Annotated in this window: 17 protein-coding genes; 10 read left to right on the top strand and 7 right to left on the bottom strand. The window is 44.6% G+C overall.

The window, feature by feature from the left end; all coding sequences use genetic code 11:
- Nucleotides 1-207 precede the first annotated feature (207 nt).
- The gene (locus R7035_RS13420; protein WP_031777211.1) at nt 208-492 is read left to right on the top strand and encodes a ComEA family DNA-binding protein; all 285 of its coding nucleotides are present in this window, start codon (nt 208-210) and stop codon (nt 490-492) included.
- Between the two features lie 98 nt (nt 493-590).
- Here the strand turns inward: R7035_RS13420 and rrtA are convergent, their stop codons facing one another.
- Complete coding sequence (rrtA, locus tag R7035_RS13415; protein ID WP_005382331.1) at nt 591-1,142, bottom strand: rhombosortase; 552 nt, start codon at nt 1,140-1,142, stop codon at nt 591-593.
- A gap of 3 nt (nt 1,143-1,145) precedes the next feature.
- Here rrtA and R7035_RS13410 point away from each other — a divergent pair, with 3 nt between their 5' ends.
- Nucleotides 1,146-1,760, top strand: a complete 615-nt coding sequence (locus R7035_RS13410) for a tRNA-uridine aminocarboxypropyltransferase (RefSeq protein ID WP_262651946.1) — start codon at nt 1,146-1,148, stop codon at nt 1,758-1,760.
- 6 nt (nt 1,761-1,766) lie between these two features.
- On the opposite strand, the gene R7035_RS13405 is transcribed toward R7035_RS13410, so the two are convergent.
- The 3 genes from R7035_RS13405 to R7035_RS13395 all read right to left on the bottom strand — a co-directional run bounded on the left by R7035_RS13405 (nt 1,767) and on the right by R7035_RS13395 (nt 4,995).
- A complete protein-coding gene (locus R7035_RS13405; protein WP_053350467.1) occupies nt 1,767-3,089 on the bottom strand; it encodes an anti-phage deoxyguanosine triphosphatase in 1,323 nt (440 codons plus the stop codon).
- A 15-nt stretch (nt 3,090-3,104) separates the two neighbouring features.
- Complete coding sequence (yfbR, locus tag R7035_RS13400) at nt 3,105-3,689, bottom strand: 5'-deoxynucleotidase (protein WP_017634778.1); 585 nt, start codon at nt 3,687-3,689, stop codon at nt 3,105-3,107.
- 91 nt (nt 3,690-3,780) lie between these two features.
- Nucleotides 3,781-4,995: a pyridoxal phosphate-dependent aminotransferase gene (locus tag R7035_RS13395; RefSeq protein ID WP_053303263.1), complete on the bottom strand. Its 1,215-nt coding sequence runs from the start codon at nt 4,993-4,995 to the stop codon at nt 3,781-3,783.
- A 217-nt stretch (nt 4,996-5,212) separates the two neighbouring features.
- Here R7035_RS13395 and R7035_RS13390 point away from each other — a divergent pair, with 217 nt between their 5' ends.
- From R7035_RS13390 to R7035_RS13360, 7 genes are all read left to right on the top strand, one after another.
- Nucleotides 5,213-6,520 carry an isochorismate synthase MenF gene (locus tag R7035_RS13390; protein WP_206958152.1) on the top strand — a complete coding sequence of 436 codons (1,308 nt, stop codon included), beginning with the start codon at nt 5,213-5,215 and terminating at the stop codon, nt 6,518-6,520.
- The gene (gene menD, locus R7035_RS13385; protein ID WP_256901319.1) at nt 6,517-8,235 is read left to right on the top strand and encodes a 2-succinyl-5-enolpyruvyl-6-hydroxy-3-cyclohexene-1-carboxylic-acid synthase; all 1,719 of its coding nucleotides are present in this window, start codon (nt 6,517-6,519) and stop codon (nt 8,233-8,235) included. The genes R7035_RS13390 and menD overlap by 4 nt, the downstream gene beginning before the upstream one ends.
- Nucleotides 8,222-9,049 (top strand): 2-succinyl-6-hydroxy-2,4-cyclohexadiene-1-carboxylate synthase, encoded by an 828-nt coding sequence (gene menH / locus R7035_RS13380; RefSeq protein WP_054730126.1) that lies wholly within the window; start codon nt 8,222-8,224, stop codon nt 9,047-9,049. Before menD ends, menH begins: the two co-directional genes overlap by 14 nt.
- The gene (gene menB / locus R7035_RS13375) at nt 9,042-9,908 is read left to right on the top strand and encodes a 1,4-dihydroxy-2-naphthoyl-CoA synthase (RefSeq protein WP_005382318.1); all 867 of its coding nucleotides are present in this window, start codon (nt 9,042-9,044) and stop codon (nt 9,906-9,908) included. The genes menH and menB overlap by 8 nt, the downstream gene beginning before the upstream one ends.
- A gap of 125 nt (nt 9,909-10,033) precedes the next feature.
- Nucleotides 10,034-11,023: an o-succinylbenzoate synthase gene (gene menC, locus R7035_RS13370; RefSeq protein ID WP_213867089.1), complete on the top strand. Its 990-nt coding sequence runs from the start codon at nt 10,034-10,036 to the stop codon at nt 11,021-11,023.
- Nucleotides 11,008-12,435: an o-succinylbenzoate--CoA ligase gene (menE, locus tag R7035_RS13365; RefSeq protein ID WP_017634657.1), complete on the top strand. Its 1,428-nt coding sequence runs from the start codon at nt 11,008-11,010 to the stop codon at nt 12,433-12,435. The genes menC and menE overlap by 16 nt, the downstream gene beginning before the upstream one ends.
- Nucleotides 12,436-12,535: 100 nt before the next feature.
- A complete protein-coding gene (locus tag R7035_RS13360; protein WP_213965681.1) occupies nt 12,536-12,724 on the top strand; it encodes a hypothetical protein in 189 nt (62 codons plus the stop codon).
- Here the strand turns inward: R7035_RS13360 and R7035_RS13355 are convergent.
- From R7035_RS13355 to R7035_RS13345, 3 genes are all read right to left on the bottom strand, one after another.
- Nucleotides 12,721-13,650: a YeiH family protein gene (locus tag R7035_RS13355; protein ID WP_115385833.1), complete on the bottom strand. Its 930-nt coding sequence runs from the start codon at nt 13,648-13,650 to the stop codon at nt 12,721-12,723. The genes R7035_RS13360 and R7035_RS13355 overlap by 4 nt on opposite strands.
- A 114-nt stretch (nt 13,651-13,764) precedes the next feature.
- Nucleotides 13,765-15,639, bottom strand: coding sequence for an MFS transporter (locus tag R7035_RS13350; protein ID WP_115385834.1), 1,875 nt, complete (start codon nt 15,637-15,639; stop codon nt 13,765-13,767).
- A 13-nt stretch (nt 15,640-15,652) separates the two neighbouring features.
- The gene (locus R7035_RS13345; RefSeq protein ID WP_005382308.1) at nt 15,653-16,243 is read right to left on the bottom strand and encodes a TetR/AcrR family transcriptional regulator; all 591 of its coding nucleotides are present in this window, start codon (nt 16,241-16,243) and stop codon (nt 15,653-15,655) included.
- Between the two features lie 392 nt (nt 16,244-16,635).
- Between R7035_RS13345 and R7035_RS13340 the strand changes: the two genes are divergently transcribed.
- On the top strand, nt 16,636-17,508 hold the full coding sequence (locus R7035_RS13340) for a Tim44 domain-containing protein (RefSeq protein WP_005384268.1): 873 nt from the start codon (nt 16,636-16,638) through the stop codon (nt 17,506-17,508).
- Nucleotides 17,509-18,107 lie beyond the last annotated feature (599 nt).

Below are 18,107 nucleotides of genomic sequence, written 5' to 3'. Positions count from 1 at the left end.
GTCCGTTTTATTTTTGTCTTTATGAACTTCAATCATCAATAGGCATTACTTAAATTAGTGCGCGTTTAAGTGATAGCGGCCGTTGTGAATTCCGGGTCATCTCAGTTTGTTAAATGCATAACCATATTGCTTTCCATTGCAAACTTGATAGTGACTCGCTCTCGATGACTGTTTTTAGCCTACTATTTTGGAGATTGTATGTTCAATATGAAATGGATTTTGACATTGTGCTTATTTGTTTTTGCACCTTTTAGCATGGCTGCGGATTCAGCCACTGACAAATATGAAGGAATTGAAATTACTGTAAATATCAACACGGCCACTGCTGAAGAAATTGCGACCATGTTGAAAGGTATAGGTGAGAAGAAAGCGCAGAGTATAGTGGACTACCGCGAGGAACATGGCCCTTTTAAAACGGCAGCAGATTTGAAGAGCGTAAAAGGCATTGGTGAAGCGACAGTTAAGAAAAACGAAGACCGCATTTTACTGTAGCTTGATGTATTGCAGCTATTGAGTCTGAATTCAGAACAATATCTGCTTCCCTATTACTGCTTTCCCGAACCAGCACCTCTTTCGTGGTTCGGGATTTTTTATCCGAATAAACGACGGCGAAGGCCTTTTTCCAGTAAAGCCATTACTAACCCACCGAGTGCGCCAAACATATGAGCATCAATAGCAACGTTTGCACCGATAAGCTCAGCAGTACTGCTTGATGGGCCATAGACCTGCTCCCATGCTACTTTGGCGATTAGCCCTCCGACTAACAACACACTGCTTCTTCTACTTTCAAAGACTTCTCTGAGCGCCCAAAATCCAAACAATCCGTGTAATACGCCGGATAAACCCACGTACACCGACATGTTGGTAAACAAATTCAGCGCACCAACACATGCACATAAGATTGAAAAAACGATAAGGAAGTTACGAGTGCTTGGGCGAAAAATAAAAGTAATGATCCACAATCCGGCGAGGTTCATTCCTAAGTGCGCAAAGTTGGTATGTGTGAGATTTCCTGTTACGATTCGCCACCATTCACCATGGCGTATATTGTAGCTGTGCCACTCGGTTAGGCTTGCCATTGGTTCAAATTGAAGTATCAAACAGATCACGCTGATAATACTCAGCAAGGTATAAAGGTTCACTCTATGTCTCGTTATTGTTCTCGTTGTGGAAAATCGCAAAAAGCGTGTATTTGCCAATGGATTGTACCGCTGGCAAGCGAGGTAGAACTTATCATTCTTCAGCACACGAGTGAAGAACATCGTCCGCTTGGTACGGCACGGGTTCTCAATTTGAGTTTAGATAACTGTATTTGTTTGATAGGAGAGGACTTTTCTTGTGATGATGTCTTAAATCACTTATTAGCGGATGAGTCATATCAACATTTTGTTCTTTACCCATCAGAAGGGTCACGATGCATTTCTGAAATCACTCAAGCGAGTCATAGTGTATCTAAGAAAATACGTTTGATTTTGCTCGATGGTACGTGGAAAAAAGCGTACAAAATGTGGCAACTCTCAAGCAACTTACATCCACTCCCAACCGTGCAGTTGCCTAAGCAACTACAAGGGCACTACACCATTCGTAAGGCGCCCTCTGAGAATAGCTTATCGACAGTCGAGGCAGGTTATCATTCGCTTCGCTTGCTTGAACCCGAGCGAGACTTTACACCGCTTATGCATGCCTTTGAAAATATGATCGAATTCCAAATCGCCCAGATGCCTCCGGGCGTTTTTGAAAAGAATTATTTGAAAGGTTGAGTGTTACTAAAGAACGATGGAAGAGAAAAGTTGGCGGTGTAGCTTTTGTGCGTGACCATCGGTCATTGCAGAAATGTAATCGGCGATGACCCTCATCTTATTGCTTTCGCTCTTCGCCTGACACCACAGATCTTTTGTATGAACGGGTAGTAATCGCTCTGGGTCTGCTGTTAACGCTTCAAAAATATCCATAATAATTTGCTGACCCTTATACTCAACGATCTGGACCTGCGGGACTTGGATAACGAAGGTGCTGACAAAGTGCTTGAGTACGTCAAGTGCACGTGCCATCTGTGGTTCTAAACACGCATTCCAAGACAGTAACGGGTTATTAAACGGCTCATCCACCGCTTTGATTGAAATGCTGGTCAGTAGCGCGTTAACCATACCACCGATGGCATCTTTCCGCTCATGGTGCTTCCCGCTAAATAGCATCTGTCCGATGGAATCGATATGAGCTTCAAACCACGGGTCGCCACAGTCCGCTAATTGACTTGCTGCGCCTTCTTGCCATTGCTGACGTGTCACCATACCAAGTACGATTGCATCTTCTAAATCATGAACACCGTAGGCGATATCATCTGCTAGCTCCATGATTGAGCAATCGATTGATTTAAAACGCGTTTTACTGTGTTCAAACTCCGATTCTGGCGTTGAACGCATCAGACTAAGCAATGCCTTGTCGTTGTCAGAAAGCGGTGCAATTACCCAATCAAATAAGTCTTTATCACAATCATAAATGCCTTTAGCTGGGCTCCAATCTTTTGCTTTTAGTTTACGTTGATGCTCGGCTGGTTGAGGCAACTTGACGGAGCGTGTTTGACTAATGAGGGCAGGGTACTTAATCAAACCAAGCAGTGTGCGGCGTGATAAATTCATTCCGAAATGCTCGGTATAAGGCTCTAACTTAGTGACGATACGAAAGGTTTGGGCGTTCCCCTCGAAGCCGCCATGTTCGCGCATTACGTAGTTTAGAGCGACTTCTCCCCCATGACCGTATGGAGGATGCCCGATGTCGTGAGCCAAACATAATGAATCAATTAAGCTGTCTGATGGTAATAGATCACGGAACTCTGGCTGTTTTTTCTTTAGTTGGGCGACGATACCGGTCCCGAGTTGCGACGCTTCTAAGGAGTGTGTTAACCGACTGCGGTGAAAGTCTTCCAAGCTATTGCCGTGTACTTGGGTTTTTGCTTGTAGGCGTCGAAATGCAGCCGAGTGAAGAATGCGCGCTCGGTCTCGTTGGTACGGGCTCCGATGGTCGTCTCGACGGATTTTATGCTCATCATCATGGCGCTCTTGCCATTGCGGGTGTAATTCAAACGACACGATTATCTCCGTAAGCTAACTGATTTCATCTAACGATAACTCGAAACTTGGGGCAAAGGTATTGAGAAAGTAATCCATTTCAGGCGTTCTGCGTTCTTGCAAAGTGACGTCTAAGCGTTTTTTTGCCAGAGCGAACTCATGGTTGCCGGCGCTTAGTTCTTCAAGACATTTTAAATAGGCACAGATGGAATCGGCTTGCTTAACGATTTTTGCGTCCTCTTCGTGTGCAGAGTGAGAAAGAAGATAGGGGGCAAAATCATCGTGGAACTCTTCCGGTAACATTGAGAGTAATTTTTGTTCCGCTGCCGATTCTATCTTCTTATATTCTTTGGCAATTTCAGGATTGTAATACTTCACTGGAGTTGGAAGATCACCCGTTAATACTTCACTGGAATCATGGTACATGGCAAGAATAGCGATGCGTTCTGGATTAAGGTTGCCGCCGAACTTTTTGTTTTTAATTAGGGCAAGGGCATGAGCGACAAAAGCAACTTGTAAGCTATGCTCTGAAACGTTTTCTGGTGAGACGGACCGCATTAAAGGCCAGCGTTGGATCAGCTTCATTCGAGCCAGGTGGGCGAAAAAATGGCTTTCTTTCATGGCTTTCTCCGTTTCTGGTGTAAAAAAAGGAACTCACTAGGAGTTCCTCTAAGCATATGAGAGATCAGCACTAATTACTACCAGTGATTCATTACTGGCTGTAGGTTGATAGGAATCTTTCAAAACGTCCAATAGCGATTTCTAGATCTTCAACGTGCGGTAGTGTCACGATGCGGAAGTGGTCTGGTTTTGGCCAGTTAAAACCGGAACCTTGCACCAGTAAGACCTTCTCTTGTTTTAAGAAATCTAAAACCATCTGCTGATCGTTCTTGATGTTGTACATTTTAGTGTCGATTTTCGGGAAGAGGTACATCGCACCCTTAGGTTTGACACAAGAAACACCAGGAATCTGATTGATCAATTCATACGCTCGGTTGCGCTGCTCTAATAAGCGTCCGCCAGGTAAAATCAGTTCATTGATACTCTGGTATCCACCTAACGCGGTTTGAATGGCATGTTGCATTGGTACGTTTGCACATAAACGCATCGATGAAAGCAGCTCCAAGCCATTCACGTACCCTTGAGCCAGATGTTTAGGCCCCGTTAGGAACATCCAGCCACCACGGAAACCACAAACACGGTAGGCTTTTGAAAGGCCATTGAATGTCATGACTAGCACGTCTTCAGTGAGTGTGGCGACTGAGGTATGTGTTGCACCGTCGTACAACACTTTGTCGTAGATCTCATCTGCGAAAATGATCAGTTTGTGCTTGCGTGCTATCTCAATTACTTCAAGTAGGAAGTCACGGCTGTATACCGCACCTGTCGGGTTGTTCGGGTTGATCAGAACAATGCCACGTGTCTTTGGTGTGATTTTCTTTTTGATGTCTTCAAGGTCTGGGTACCAGTCAGCCTCTTCATCACATAGATAATGAACCGGCTTACCACCAGATAGTGCAACTGAAGCTGTCCATAACGGATAGTCTGGTGCTGGGATCAGCATTTCGTCGCCATTGTTTAATAGCGCTTGCATGGCCATTACGATCAACTCAGACACGCCGTTACCTACATACACATCTTCGACATCTAGCGAGCGTATACCTTTACGCTGATAGTGTTGGACCACAGCTTTACGAGCAGAGTAAATACCTTTGGAATCACAATAGCCTTGAGAAGTCGGCAGATTACGAATCACGTCGACTAAAATCTCATCAGGGGCGTCAAAACCAAATGGGGCAGGGTTACCAATGTTTAGCTTTAGGATTTTATGCCCTTCTTCCTCCATGCGCTTAGCATGTTTGAGTACAGGACCCCTAATGTCGTAGCAGACATTGTCGAGTTTTGACGACATCCCGATATTTTGCATTGTTTAATTCCTAAAAATTCGTTAATTTCTTTATTAAAATACAATAATTTGTTTTTTATTAGAATATATATCTGTAAATAATCTTTCTGCTGGTTAAGTTTTGCTCGCTTGCTATCACAGGATTTTGCAAAAGATCGCATACGACCTTGATTTGCTTTGGGTCTAAACTTAGAGTAGCCGTCAGTTACCATTTATCCTCACATACAACGAGGTTGATTTGTCACAGTTCCATCAAGCCGTAAAGAGAATTATCGAGCGAGTTCAGCAATCGGAAGGCAATCAAACACGTCTGGTCGAGCCCCTTAGTGAGAAACCTAATTTCTCATTTATTGATTGGCTTGATGCACAACCACTTTTCCCTAAGTTTTATTGGCAGTCCCGCGATACACGTGAAGAGGTCGTTGCACTAGGGCAATTGCACGCTTTTGTTGAGCCAGGTCCTGCTTATACCATTCTAGGTGAAGGGCAAAGAGTCTGGGGCGGGCGCTCTTTTGATGGACAGCATGAGAAGAATCGCCGCTGTATGCCTTCTTTTTTCTTTTTGCCTCAAATTGAGTTAATTCGTTTTGACCAACAGTGGTCTCTCGCAGTTAATATTTCAGAAGACAAATCGCGAACTCTAGCTGGGTTGAATAAACTGGTTTGTGAGGTCGCGACCTTAGCTCCAATTTCGTCTCACATCCGCTCTATTGTTCATACGCCAAGTCAGCCTCAATGGAATGAGTTAGTTCATAAGGTTCTGACTGGTATAGAGAATGATGATTTTAAGAAAGTGGTTTTAGCGCGTCGCTCTACCGTGCAGCTTGATAACACATTAAGTGCTGCACAGCTACTTAAAGCAAGTTACTTAAATAACCATCATAGCTTCCATTTCATGCTGAGCTTAGACAGTAAGCACAGTTTTATGGGGTCTACGCCAGAACGTTTGTATTCTCGCGTAGGGCATGAGCTACATACCGAAGCGTTAGCAGGTACGATTGGTCGGGGGGACAATGCCACTCAAGATATGGAGTTGGCGAATTGGTTATCCCAAGACCAAAAGAACCTCAACGAAAACCAGTATGTGGTGGACGACATCATTGACCGTCTATCACCGCATTCTGAAATGGTTGAAGTGGAAGCTGAACCGAGTTTGGTCAGACTACGAAAAGTGCAGCACCTTAAGCGAAATATTCACGCTAGTCTAAGAGCGGGGATAAATGGTGTTCAGTTGTTATCGGCGCTTCAGCCAACAGCGGCGGTTGCTGGCTTACCCCGACAAGAGTCCATGCAGTTTATTCTTGATAATGAGCCGTTTGCACGCGGCTGGTATGCAGGCTCTATGGGTTACATTAGCCATGAGCGTGCAGAGTTTTGTGTCGCAATCAGAAGTGCGCTTGTGCTCGGTGAGCAAGTACAACTGTTTGCGGGCGCAGGGATTGTTCCAGGCTCCATTGCAGAACATGAGTGGGCAGAACTTGATAAGAAAATGTCGACGTTACTTACGCTGATTTCTGATCATCCGCCATTGGGAGTCGCATCATGAGTCATGACCAAGCGGTGCTCAATCGAGTTTGGTCAGAAACCATATTGATTGAGCTTCAGCGATTTGGCGTTAAGCATGTTTGTATCGCTCCCGGATCTCGTTCTACTCCTTTAACTTTAGAAGCGGCAGAACAGTCCGACTTTTCCATTCATACTCATTTTGATGAGCGTGGACTGGGCTTTATGGCTCTTGGTTTAGCGAAAGCTACTCAGGAGCCAGTGGCAATTATCGTTACCTCTGGTACGGCAGTGGCGAACCTATTACCGTCGGTTGCCGAAGCCAAACTTACTGGTGAAAAACTGGTGCTGCTGACAGCAGATCGTCCAGTAGAACTTGTCGGCTGTGGTGCAAACCAAGCGATAAATCAATTGGGTATTTTTTCACATCATGTTTCGGCCAGTTTGAATTTACCAAGCCCAAATTTAGCAACGTCGCTTAACTGGTTGCTGACCTCTGTTGACGAAGTGATGTTTACTCAGAAATTGCAGGGTAGTGCTGTTCATATTAATTGTGCATTTCCAGAGCCTTTGTATTCCAACGGCGCAAAAGCGGATTATCAAACCTACTTAGATTCGGTCGCCGGATGGCGAAAAGGAAGCGGCACTTATACTCAGCGTTTTAGCCATTTGTCACAGGCGAACATCCCGTCTTGCTCAGACAAAAAAGGGTTGGTTGTGATTGGCAGCTTACCGCTTGAACAAGCGCGTTCGGCGCAGGCGTTTGCACAAAAAATGGGATGGCCGGTACTTGCAGACCCGCAAAGTGGTTTGAGTTCGGATTGGGCGCATTACGATGTATGGCTTCAACGTCCCGAGTTCGTAAACGAGCTTGAGTCTTGTGAACTTATTATCCAGTTTGGTAGCCGAATCATCTCCAAACGTTTGAATCATTGGATTGATAAACAAGTTTCGCAGAGTCAACAAGATAAAGACGTTCAGTATTGGTATGTCTCACCTTGTATGGACCGGAATAACCAAAATCATCTGGCGCAAATGCACTGGGTTGAGCCTCCTCAAACGTGGGTTTCTCGCATTAGTTTTGAGAAGTCAATATTTGCTGGGTGGGCTGATAGGTTAGCGAGTGACGTTAAGCGAGTTCATCAACGTATCGAAGAAGCCTTCCTATCTGATTCAGCGTCTGCCATTGACGAAATTGCGTTGGCAGCAGACATCAACGAGCGCACAAAGAACGTAGATGTTTTCTTGGGTAATAGCTTGTTTGTTCGGCTTGTTGATATGTACGGAAAATTTGATGGTGTAGAGGTTTTCACTAATCGAGGCGCGTCAGGGATTGACGGTTTGTTTGCTACGGCATCAGGCGTGCAACGGGCAAGAGGTAATCCGTTACTGATGTATATCGGTGACACAGCAGCACTTTATGATCTCAATTCTCTGGCGCTATTTTCTCACAATAAACTGCCGGCGGTACTTGTTGTTACTAATAATGACGGCGGTGCGATTTTTGATATGTTGCCAGTACCACCAGAGCGCAGGACGACATATTATCAAATGCCTCATGGTTATCAGTTTGAACACGCGGCAAAGCAGTTTGGTTTGGCGTATTTGCATGTTTCTACACTGGAGCAATTCCAATCATCTGTAAAAGAGCATTTATGTCACCGCCAAGGCACGTTGCTGGTCGAGGTTCAAACCCCACCTAATCAAGCTGCTGAGACACTCAAGGCATTTAATAAGAGTCTGAATGCTTTACTTTGAACGTTTCCCTGTATTAGAAAAACACCAAAGTAGAACGTTGCCCACTTTGGTGTTTTTGCATGGCTTACTCGGTAGCGGTGCCGATTGGCTCGCGTGTTTAAATGCATTACCCGAATATGAACGTGTTACGGTTGACCTTCCTGGTCACGGACGCAGCCAATCTATTTTTTGCTGCGATTTAAATGATTGCTGCAAACTTCTTGGTTCCACACTATCTTTATTATTTCCCTCACAACAACCACTTATTTTGATTGGATACTCTATGGGCGGCCGCATTGCGATGCATGGTATTGCCCATCAATGCTTTCCAGATCTCAATATTGCAGGCGCGATTATTGAAGGGGGAAACTTCGGGCTTCAAACTGAGTCAGAGAAACAGGTGAGATTAGAGAATGATGCTCGCTGGGCAATGCGTTTCAAAACTGAACCACTTGAACGTGTTTTGAACGATTGGTACCAACAAGCGGTGTTTTCTTCACTAAACCATGAGCAAAGACAAACATTCATTGCGAAGCGAAGTGATAATCTTGGCTCAGCGGTGGCGAATATGTTGATGGCGACATCGTTAGCCAAACAGGCATATTTGTTGCCCTCACTGCAAAAGCAGAACATACCAGTGTATTACTTGTGTGGTGAGAAAGACCAAAAATTTAGCCAACTGGCACAACGTAGCGGGTTGGCGTATCGACAAGTTGAAGGCGCTGGTCATAACGTCCATCAAGAGCAGCCCAAACAGTTTGCGATACATACCAAGCAAATAATTCAGTCTCACTTTGGTGAGAGTAACGAGAACAATGGGAATCACCATGGCTAAAACAGTAGGCATTTCTGAAGAAGAACTTTACGCTCCGGTTCAATGGAAAGATTGCGGCGAGAAATACGAGGACATTCATTACCATAAGTCTGAAGATGGTATCGCGAAAATCACCATTGCGCGTCCTCAAGTGCGTAACGCGTTTCGTCCTCAAACGGTAAAAGAGATGATTGATGCGTTGGCAGATGCGCGTTACGACTCTGGTGTTGGCGTGATCATTCTGACAGGTCTAGGTGAAGACGCATTCTGTTCTGGCGGTGACCAGAAGATCCGCGGCGACTACGGCGGCTACAAAGACGACCAAGGTACGCACCACCTAAACGTATTGGACTTCCAACGTGATATTCGTACTTGTCCAAAACCAGTGATCGCATCGGTAGCAGGTTGGGCTGTGGGCGGTGGTCATGTTCTGCACATGATGTGTGACCTAACGATTGCAGCTGACAACGCTCAATTTGGTCAAACAGGCCCTAAAGTGGGTTCATTTGATGGTGGTTGGGGTGCATCTTACATGGCTCGCATCGTAGGCCAAAAGAAAGCTCGCGAAATTTGGTTCCTATGTCGTTTCTACAATGCTCAAGAAGCGGTAGACATGGGCCTAGTAAACACAGTTGTACCACTAGCGGATCTAGAGAAAGAAACCGTTCGTTGGTGTCGTGAAGTACTACAGCACAGCCCAATGGCATTGCGCTGCCTGAAAGCTGCATTAAACGCAGATTGTGATGGTCAAGCGGGTCTGCAAGAGCTAGCGGGTAACGCAACGATGATGTTCTACATGACTGATGAAGGCCAAGAAGGTCGTAACGCCTTTAACGAGAAGCGTCGCCCAGACTTCGATAAATTCCCTCGCAACCCATAATCCGTCTAAATGAGGAGCGTGTTAGCTCCTCTGTTCCTTTTTTCCTGAGCGCCTCGCCCTCTGGGAGGCTGGTGGGATTGCTCGTCAGAACGCTCAAATATACGGCATTACATAGGACTTGAATTATGCGTGAAGCGAAAATTTATCGTTATAGCTTGCCCATGGATAGTGGTGTCATCCTACGTGACAACAAGCTAACCGAACGTGTTGGTTATGTTGTTGCGCTTTCCGAAGATGGTAAAACAGGGTTTGGAGAAGTCGCTCCTCTTCCTGGTTTTAGCTTAGAGAGCACCGAAGATGCGGGTGTTCAGCTACAAGAACAGGCGGAGCGTTGGGTAGCAGAGTTGGATGTGGATTATGCCAATATGTACCCATCGGTTGCGTTTGGTTTATCGATGGCACAACTTGAATTAGCTGGTGGTTTACCACAACAAGGTAAATACCAAACAGCGCCACTATGCACTGGCGACCCAGATGAGCTCATTCCAAAGCTGAACGAAATGGAAGGTGAGAAAGTCGCTAAGGTGAAAGTTGGACTTTATGAGCCAATTCGCGATGGCATGCTTGTGAACCTTTTTCTTGAATCAATCCCTCAATTAACGCTTCGACTCGATGCCAATCGCGCTTGGACACCAGAAAAAGCGCAGCAGTTCGCTAAGTACATTGCTCCGTCTCTGCGTCAACGAATCACGTTTCTAGAAGAGCCGTGCCGCTCTCCTGGCGATAGTCTCTCTTTTGCGATTAATACTGGTATTGCTATCGCTTGGGATGAAACATTGCAAGATGCGGTTCGTCGTGAAGATTTCCGTCTTGAAGATCTAACTGGTGTGAAAACGATCATCATCAAACCCACACTCATTGGTTCAGTGGATTTTTGTATTACACTGATAGAGAAAGCGAAGTCACTGGGGATGAAAGCAGTGATTAGCTCGAGCATTGAATCCAGTCTCGGTTTAACTCAATTAGCGCGCTTTGCCCAATGGCAGCTGCCTGATGAAGTTCCAGGTTTGGATACGATTGGCTTATTCAAAGCTCAGCTAGAGCAGGGCTGGCCTAAGTGTGAACTTCCCGTTCTTCCTCTAAAAGACCAGGAGATTGTGTGGCATTCTGCGTAGACAATATTGCGAAGGCACCATGGAAATATTGGGCTCAAACGAGCCCTTTTTCTATTGCACTCGAGACATCAACAGAAGTATTAAACTGGCAACAACTCTCGAAGCGTATTGACCAATACACTCACTATTTGAATGACTTGGGTGTAACTCGGGGGGATGTGCTGACTTTGGTTGGCAAGAACCAAGTAGAAACACTGTTGTTTTATCTTGCCTCCAAACAGTTAGGCGCGCTCGCTGCGCTGACCATGGAACAACCACTAGATAAGTTGCAGAGTAAGCTTGCTACACTTTACAGGCCTGATCAAACTCGGTTTATCTGGTTTTCTCAGGAGTGCGCTTCGATCTTTTCTGAACATGATATACAAAAACTCAAGGCAACATTGCTTTCACCGCCTGTAGTATCACAGCAAGAGAGTGATTCGTTGACTGAAGATAGCTATCATCATGACCGGCTCGCTTCAGTAGTATTTACTTCTGGCTCTACAGGGGAGCCTAAAGCTGTGGTTCATACACATCGACAGCATCTTGCGTCTGCAGAGGGCTTGTTGCAGGAGTTCATTTTCACTCAGCAAGATGCTTGGCTGTTATCGCTTCCGCTGTATCACGTCTCTGGATTAGCGATTGTCTATCGTTGGCTATATGTCGGAGCAACACTAAAAGTCGGTTCAGGGAAACTTGTTGATGATGTTCAGGGCGTATCACACGCTTCTTTGGTTGCGACTCAGCTCAAACGGTTATTGGATGATGATGCACATTTGTCATTGACACATGTGCTACTGGGCGGCAGCCACGTTGATCACGAGTTGGCACTACGAGCAACAGGGCAAGGCATTGAGACATGGTTAGGTTATGGGATGACGGAGGCGGCCTCTACCGTTACCGCAAAGAGAATTGACAGCACCAGTAATGCTGGACATGTATTGAAGCACCGTAAGATAAAATTAGTTGACCAACGCATTTTTGTTGGCGGTAAGACATTAGCGGCAGGGTATTTCCATCAAGGACATGTTACCCCATTTCTGGATGAGAAAGGCTGGTTTGACAGCAAAGATCTTGGCGAGTGGCAAGGTGATGAATTAAAGATAATCGGCCGTGCCGACAATCAGTTTATCTCTGGTGGTGAGAATATCCATTGTGAAGAGATTGAAGCCGCTTTGAACCAAATTGATGGTGTAGTGCAGAGTATAGTGGTTCCAGTCGAAGACGCGGAGTTTGGTCATAGACCAGTAGCTGTGATTCAGACCAATGGATTGCGCAGCAAATCGGAGTATGACCAGCATTTGCAATCAAAATTAGAGAAGTTTAAATGGCCAGTGGAATACCACGTAATGCCACAAACTCTACTAGAAGGTGGGATCAAAATTTCGCGTAAGGCAGTGAAAGAGTGGCTGCTGTCATCACTTCAGCATTAGTCAATTTTGCTATGTATTAGTCATAAAGAGAATTTCGTATCCTTATAACTCTGAATCATAATTATGCTTCTTCGTGGAGAGAAAATGCATAAGGTTCAGGATGGCAAAGCTAGTTTTAATTGCGGCAGTAGCACTACAAATTGGTATCGCGATAAGTAGTGAAGGGCTAGCCCGCTCTCTTGCAGAGCTAACGGCATTTTTGATCGCTATTGCGTTGGTCGTTATATACAAAAATAGCAAACGGGAAATGCCGTCCCCTCAACGCGATAAGCAGACCACCAATAGCTAAAACAGTAACCAACTTAGAGAAGTGGTCGAAATTAACACCCACAGAGTCACACCAAACAACAGCGGCTTAGCTCCAGCTGACTTTAGTTTTGAAATTGAAATGCTGCAACCTATCAAGAACAGACATACAACCAACGCTTGCTTTGCTCCAATGAAAATGCCGTGATAGACCATTTCAAATTGAGGAAAGAAGTCGCTAAACGCGATAGCTGCACAGTACCAAAAAATGAAATAAGGGATAGCTAGTTTTTTCTTTCCATTCTCTTTTTGGCCTCTTGAAAAGATGACGGCACTGATCAAAGCAACAGGAATGATCCATAAAGCGCGCGCGAGTTTCAATGTTGTTGCCGTCGTTAGTGCTTCTTCCCCATAGGCCGAGGCAGCCCCGACAACAGAAGATGTGTCATGAATGGCAATCGCAGCCCATGTGCCAAACGTGTGTTGATCTAGCCCTAAAGCATGTCCAATCACAGGAAACACAAAGAGTGCAATGGAGTTCAGGACAAACACTGTTGCCAGTGCTAATCCAATCTGCTCGTCTTTCGCTTTAATCGCCGGTGCCACAGCAGCAATTGCGCTACCACCACAAATTGCAGTACCTGATGAGATTAAGTAAGCGGTTACTCGCTCCAATTTAATTACCCTGGCAATGAGAGTGCCCATGATCAGTGTGCCTGTAATAGTGGCGATGATCAGGCCGATACCATCCGATGTGACTGTAAGTGCTTGCTCAAAGTTGATGCCAAAGCCTAAGCCAATAATCGAGTAAGACAGCAGCTTTTTAGTAAAAGAAGCGATGGGCAGCTCGGAAGGCACAAAACCAAAACTTGCGAGTAGAAAACCGATAACTAGAGCAATGGGAGAGGAGGCAAGAGGGGTTAGACAAAAAAGTAACGCCAATCCAAACAGGAGGTAGTTTCTATTCAAGGTTTTTATTCGCTGTTGTGAATGAAAGGGAGAGTATATCGCACTGGGTGTGGTCAGTTTGTCTTAATGATTTGAACACATGTTCAGTTATCCTAAACATGTGTTCAAGTGTATTTATCGCCAGTCGCCTCTAAGTTGATGCACTTTATCGAACATTGTTTTTGCCGTTGCCTCGTTTGGTGGCACCGGTTGTCCTGCCTCTATTTCTAGCTTTGACCAAAATCGAGTCGGTAAGCCACAGCATGCGCGACCTTTTGCGCGGCTGAAATAGCTTCCCCATAAGCCTTTAAGTGCAACAGGTATGACAGGTACTGGACTACGACGTAGGATTATATCAATACCGCGCATGAATTCATTCATTTCACCATCTGAAGTTAATCTTCCTTCAGGGAAAATACAGACGATATGACCTTCGCTTAGCGCAGCTTCCACATCGTTAAATGCACGTCTGATAGAGCTTCTGTTACTCGCTGAAATTGGAATTACCCCAGTTCGACGTAAAAAGCGCCTTAATGGAGGTAGGTTGGCGTAATCTTCCTCCATCACAAAACGAATCAACCTTGGGCATACGGCACTAAGTAGCAATGCATCCATGTAGCTTACATGATTACATACAATCAATGCCCCACCATGCTCGGGTAGGTTGTGTAGATTCTTATGCTTAACTCGATAGATGGTGTGCGTAAGCATCCACATGACAAAGCGAACTACAAAAATAGGAATTTGCAAAAAGATGTAAGCGGCGACTAAGAAATTTAAAATGGCTAGCAATGCAAACAGCTGAGGAATTGTCATCTTGATTACACTTAGGCACACAATACCCAAGACAGCGCTGCCGACCATAAACAGAGAGTTAAAGATGTTGAGCCCTGCGATGACTTGAGCACGTTCGGTTTCCTTTGCTCGATGCTGCATTAATGCGTAAAGAGGCACGATAAACAAACCACCCGAAGCACCAATCATCAATAGGTAGAAAAATAATGGCCAAAAAGGCTCATATCTAAAGAAGTCTACAAAGTTATGGAAAATAGGTAGATCATTGGGAATGGAAGTGGCCATTAGGTACCCAAATACCGTAATGCCAAAGGCACCAATTGGCACAATACCGACTTCGATACGATGGTTTGAGATCCAATTGCAAAGTAGCGACCCTAGCGCGATACCAATGGAAAATAGAGCGAGCAAGAAAGACACCGCACTCTCGGTGCCATTTAGGTAAATCTTAGTGAAATTCGGGAATTGTGTTAGATATGCGGCGCCTAAAAACCAAAACCAGCTTATTGCCATTATGCATTGAAAAACAACTCGATCGGATTTGGCGATAGAGAGCGTGTGTTTGGTTTGCTTATATGGTTGCCAACGAAAAGAGAGATTGGGCGCGCTGGCTGCAGCAAAGGGGATTGAGCGGCTCGACAAGTAGCCTAACAATGCGAAGATCACGACACAAAATGCGGCGAGGTATTTTGCGTTGTCTGCAGAGGCTATAATCCCAGCGCCTAAGGTGCCAATAAGGATGGCGATAAAGGTACCAGCTTCAACAAGAGCGTTGCCGGGCACTAACTCTTTAGCATTTAACTTTTGAGGCAAAAGGGCATATTTAACTGGGCCAAAAAATGCTGACTGTGTGCCCATTAAAAACAGTAGCAATAAAAGCACACCATAACTTTCGGTTATGAATCCGATGGCACCCAAGAGCATGATGGCTATTTCAAATAGTTTGACCTTACGAATAAACCATGACTTTTCATATTTGTCGGCTAATACGCCAGCGGAAGCAGAGAACAGAAAGAACGGTAGAATGAACAAGCCTGCCGCAAGGTTGATGAACAAATTGCTCGAAATAGGCAGTGCACTGGAGCCAGCGAATGCGACAAACAACAGCAAAACGTTTTTAAAAATATTGTCGTTGAAAGCGCCAAAAAATTGAGTAATGAAATAGGGCAGGAATTTTCTCTGCGTAAGTAAGGACGGCTGTCTGTCGGATGACATGTATAATCCTTTGTTACCAGTTCGTGAGGTAGTTGGAAAGAAGATTACTGATCAACTCTTTGCCATCAATCGGTTCACTAGAGAAAAACTTATCATCGACACTGAGTAAAGTAATGCCATGTACGCCAGACCAAAGGACTCGACTCGCTTGAATCACTTCGGATTCAGTACGATGTGGTGCGATTTGAGCCAATAGTGACTCTAGCATTCCCGTCATACCATCGATACGTTTGGCATGCCATTCCGGAAGTTCTGCTCCATTCATGTTGTGTTCGAACACTAACTGCCAACGGTATGGGTGTTTTTGAGCAAAATCGTGGTAGCAATAAGCGAGTTCAAAAAGCGCTTGATGGGAGTCTTTGCTGTCATTAGTCGCTTTGCGTGCTTCTTGAGATAACTCATCTAAAGTTTGAGCGACAACATGAAGTAACAACAAATTATAATTACCAAAAACATTTACCAATGTGCTTGGCACGTAACCAATCATGTTAGCGATTTTACGAAGACTGAGTTCGTGGTAAGAATTCTCATCTAAAAAGTTTTTGACCGTTGTTAACGTCAAATTCACTAACTCTTCTCGGGTGTGATCGTTTCTGCGCGCCATACTCTCAAACTACTTTATTGAACATCGTTCAATATGATAGTCAGCTACCTATTAACCGTCAACAAGGCAATGTGTCCAAGTGTCCTCAAGGTGTAGGATTCTGAGCTGTGTCACTGATTCTAATTCAAGTAAAACAATCTGGAGTATTAGTGAACTTATTCCATACTTTTTTTACATTGATCAAGCGCCTTCAGCTGAATTGTAAGCAGTGTGAGCAGTCTGCATTTTTGGCAATATTCTGATACATGTCAGCTTCTATAAGCTATTTTCATCAATCGGTATACAGAGTATGATGACTTAAAAATCATCTTTGGCGTGCTACTGTTTGAAGCAACGATTGTTTTGTCTTGAAAATGGGGCACTATCTTAGATAGCTAACTTTAAGGATAACGATGAAACGTTTATTTTCTATTGTTGCTTTATTGATGTTTACTGTTGCTGTAACGCCTATCGCGGAAGCGAAGAAGTTTGGTGGCAGTAAGTCTTTCGGTAAGAGCTACAAAACTGCACCAGCACCGAAACAACAGCAACAAAACACCAATACGGTCGGCAAAGATCAGACGACAAAGTCTTCAAGTAAGAAAGGCCTTATGGGTGGTCTGCTAGGCGGACTTCTTGCTGGTGGTCTACTTGCTGCATTCTTTGGCGGTGCTTTTGAAGGTATCCAGTTTATGGATATCCTAATTATTGGTTTGATTGCCTTTGTCATCTTTAAACTAATGCGCGGTATGCTAGGTGCGAAGCAGGGCAGTATGAACCAGCATCGTCAACAGCCTGCATTTGGTGGCAACGCATCTAAGTTTGAGCAACCAAACATGCAAAACTTTGAGCAACAACCAAACACAAATAATGGTGGCTTTGGTGGTTTTGGCGCTCAAACAGACGTACCACATAACTACCCACCGGGTTTTGACCAAGCAGCGTTCATTAATGGTTCTCGTGAACACTATCGAATCCTGCAAGGTGCGTGGAATCACAACCAGCTAGAAACTATTGAAGAATATGTTTCTCCAAGCTTGTTTGAAGACCTAAAAGCAGAGCGCGCGAAGCTCGACGGTGAGCAGCATACTGACGTAATGTACGTTGATGCGGAGATCGTCCGTGCTGATTACGATGCAAATAAAGCACAGCTTAGTCTGCAGTTTAGCGGTCGTTACCGTGACACAGTAGAAGGTGTTGAAGAAGAAATCGAAGATATCTGGCACCTAGAGCGTGACTTGACTGCGCCTAATGCGCCATGGTTAATCGTTGGTATTCAAGGCTAGTCACCTTTAAACCAATTTAGTCACTAGTAAAAATCCCGCATCCCCTGCGGGATTTTTTGTATCTATCATTTATATTTCTTGTACGTGTTTTTATACAAACATCACAAATTGAGTCCGTTTGGTAATTTTGCGAGCCCACTTTTTCTAGTAAGTCCTCAAGTGTTTTCCTATTTATATTGAACATTCATATTAAGGCCATACGAACTAACAAAATCAAAATAGCTAGTACATTGTTTGTAGGGTAAAGATCTGCTCCTCAGCCTTTTGTTTGTGGAGCTTCACATGGGGTTGGTTGCTTTAGTGAGATTGAGTATAGGTTATACCAATCGTAGTAAATAACTGGTCATTCTAGCTTGTTAAAATACTCGATAACTGCGTTGCAATTTTTGATTGCAGAATAACTACTTATCGAAAAATTGCGCCTTGTTCTCAAGCATTTTCCCTACGCTATTTCTGATCACTTATTTACTGTGATAGGTATTAAATCGAGCAGAGTTTCGGTGAGGAGTGAAAGGTTCGTGGTAGTAGGACTATGCTATCAAGATCCTGAAACGAAAAAAGCCAGCTCAATGAGCTGGCTTCTTCAATATGGTGGAGGG

The sequence above is a fragment of the Vibrio sp. 1731 genome, assembly GCF_033339955.1.
Taxonomy (GTDB): domain Bacteria; phylum Pseudomonadota; class Gammaproteobacteria; order Enterobacterales; family Vibrionaceae; genus Vibrio; species Vibrio alginolyticus.
This window is presented reverse-complemented; position numbering and strand designations above follow the sequence as displayed.

Coding starts and splice junctions, on each gene's coding strand:
- menB (WP_005382318.1), top strand. CDS start 9,042: ATGGCTAAAACAGTAGGCATTTCTGAAGAAGAACTTTACGCTCCGGTT.
- menD (WP_256901319.1), top strand. CDS start 6,517: ATGAGTCATGACCAAGCGGTGCTCAATCGAGTTTGGTCAGAAACCATA.
- R7035_RS13410 (WP_262651946.1), top strand. CDS start 1,146: ATGTCTCGTTATTGTTCTCGTTGTGGAAAATCGCAAAAAGCGTGTATT.
- menC (WP_213867089.1), top strand. CDS start 10,034: ATGCGTGAAGCGAAAATTTATCGTTATAGCTTGCCCATGGATAGTGGT.
- yfbR (WP_017634778.1), bottom strand. CDS start 3,689: ATGAAAGAAAGCCATTTTTTCGCCCACCTGGCTCGAATGAAGCTGATC.
- menH (WP_054730126.1), top strand. CDS start 8,222: ATGCTTTACTTTGAACGTTTCCCTGTATTAGAAAAACACCAAAGTAGA.
- R7035_RS13395 (WP_053303263.1), bottom strand. CDS start 4,995: ATGCAAAATATCGGGATGTCGTCAAAACTCGACAATGTCTGCTACGAC.
- R7035_RS13360 (WP_213965681.1), top strand. CDS start 12,536: ATGGCAAAGCTAGTTTTAATTGCGGCAGTAGCACTACAAATTGGTATC.
- R7035_RS13345 (WP_005382308.1), bottom strand. CDS start 16,243: ATGGCGCGCAGAAACGATCACACCCGAGAAGAGTTAGTGAATTTGACG.
- R7035_RS13350 (WP_115385834.1), bottom strand. CDS start 15,639: ATGTCATCCGACAGACAGCCGTCCTTACTTACGCAGAGAAAATTCCTG.
- R7035_RS13340 (WP_005384268.1), top strand. CDS start 16,636: ATGAAACGTTTATTTTCTATTGTTGCTTTATTGATGTTTACTGTTGCT.
- R7035_RS13420 (WP_031777211.1), top strand. CDS start 208: ATGAAATGGATTTTGACATTGTGCTTATTTGTTTTTGCACCTTTTAGC.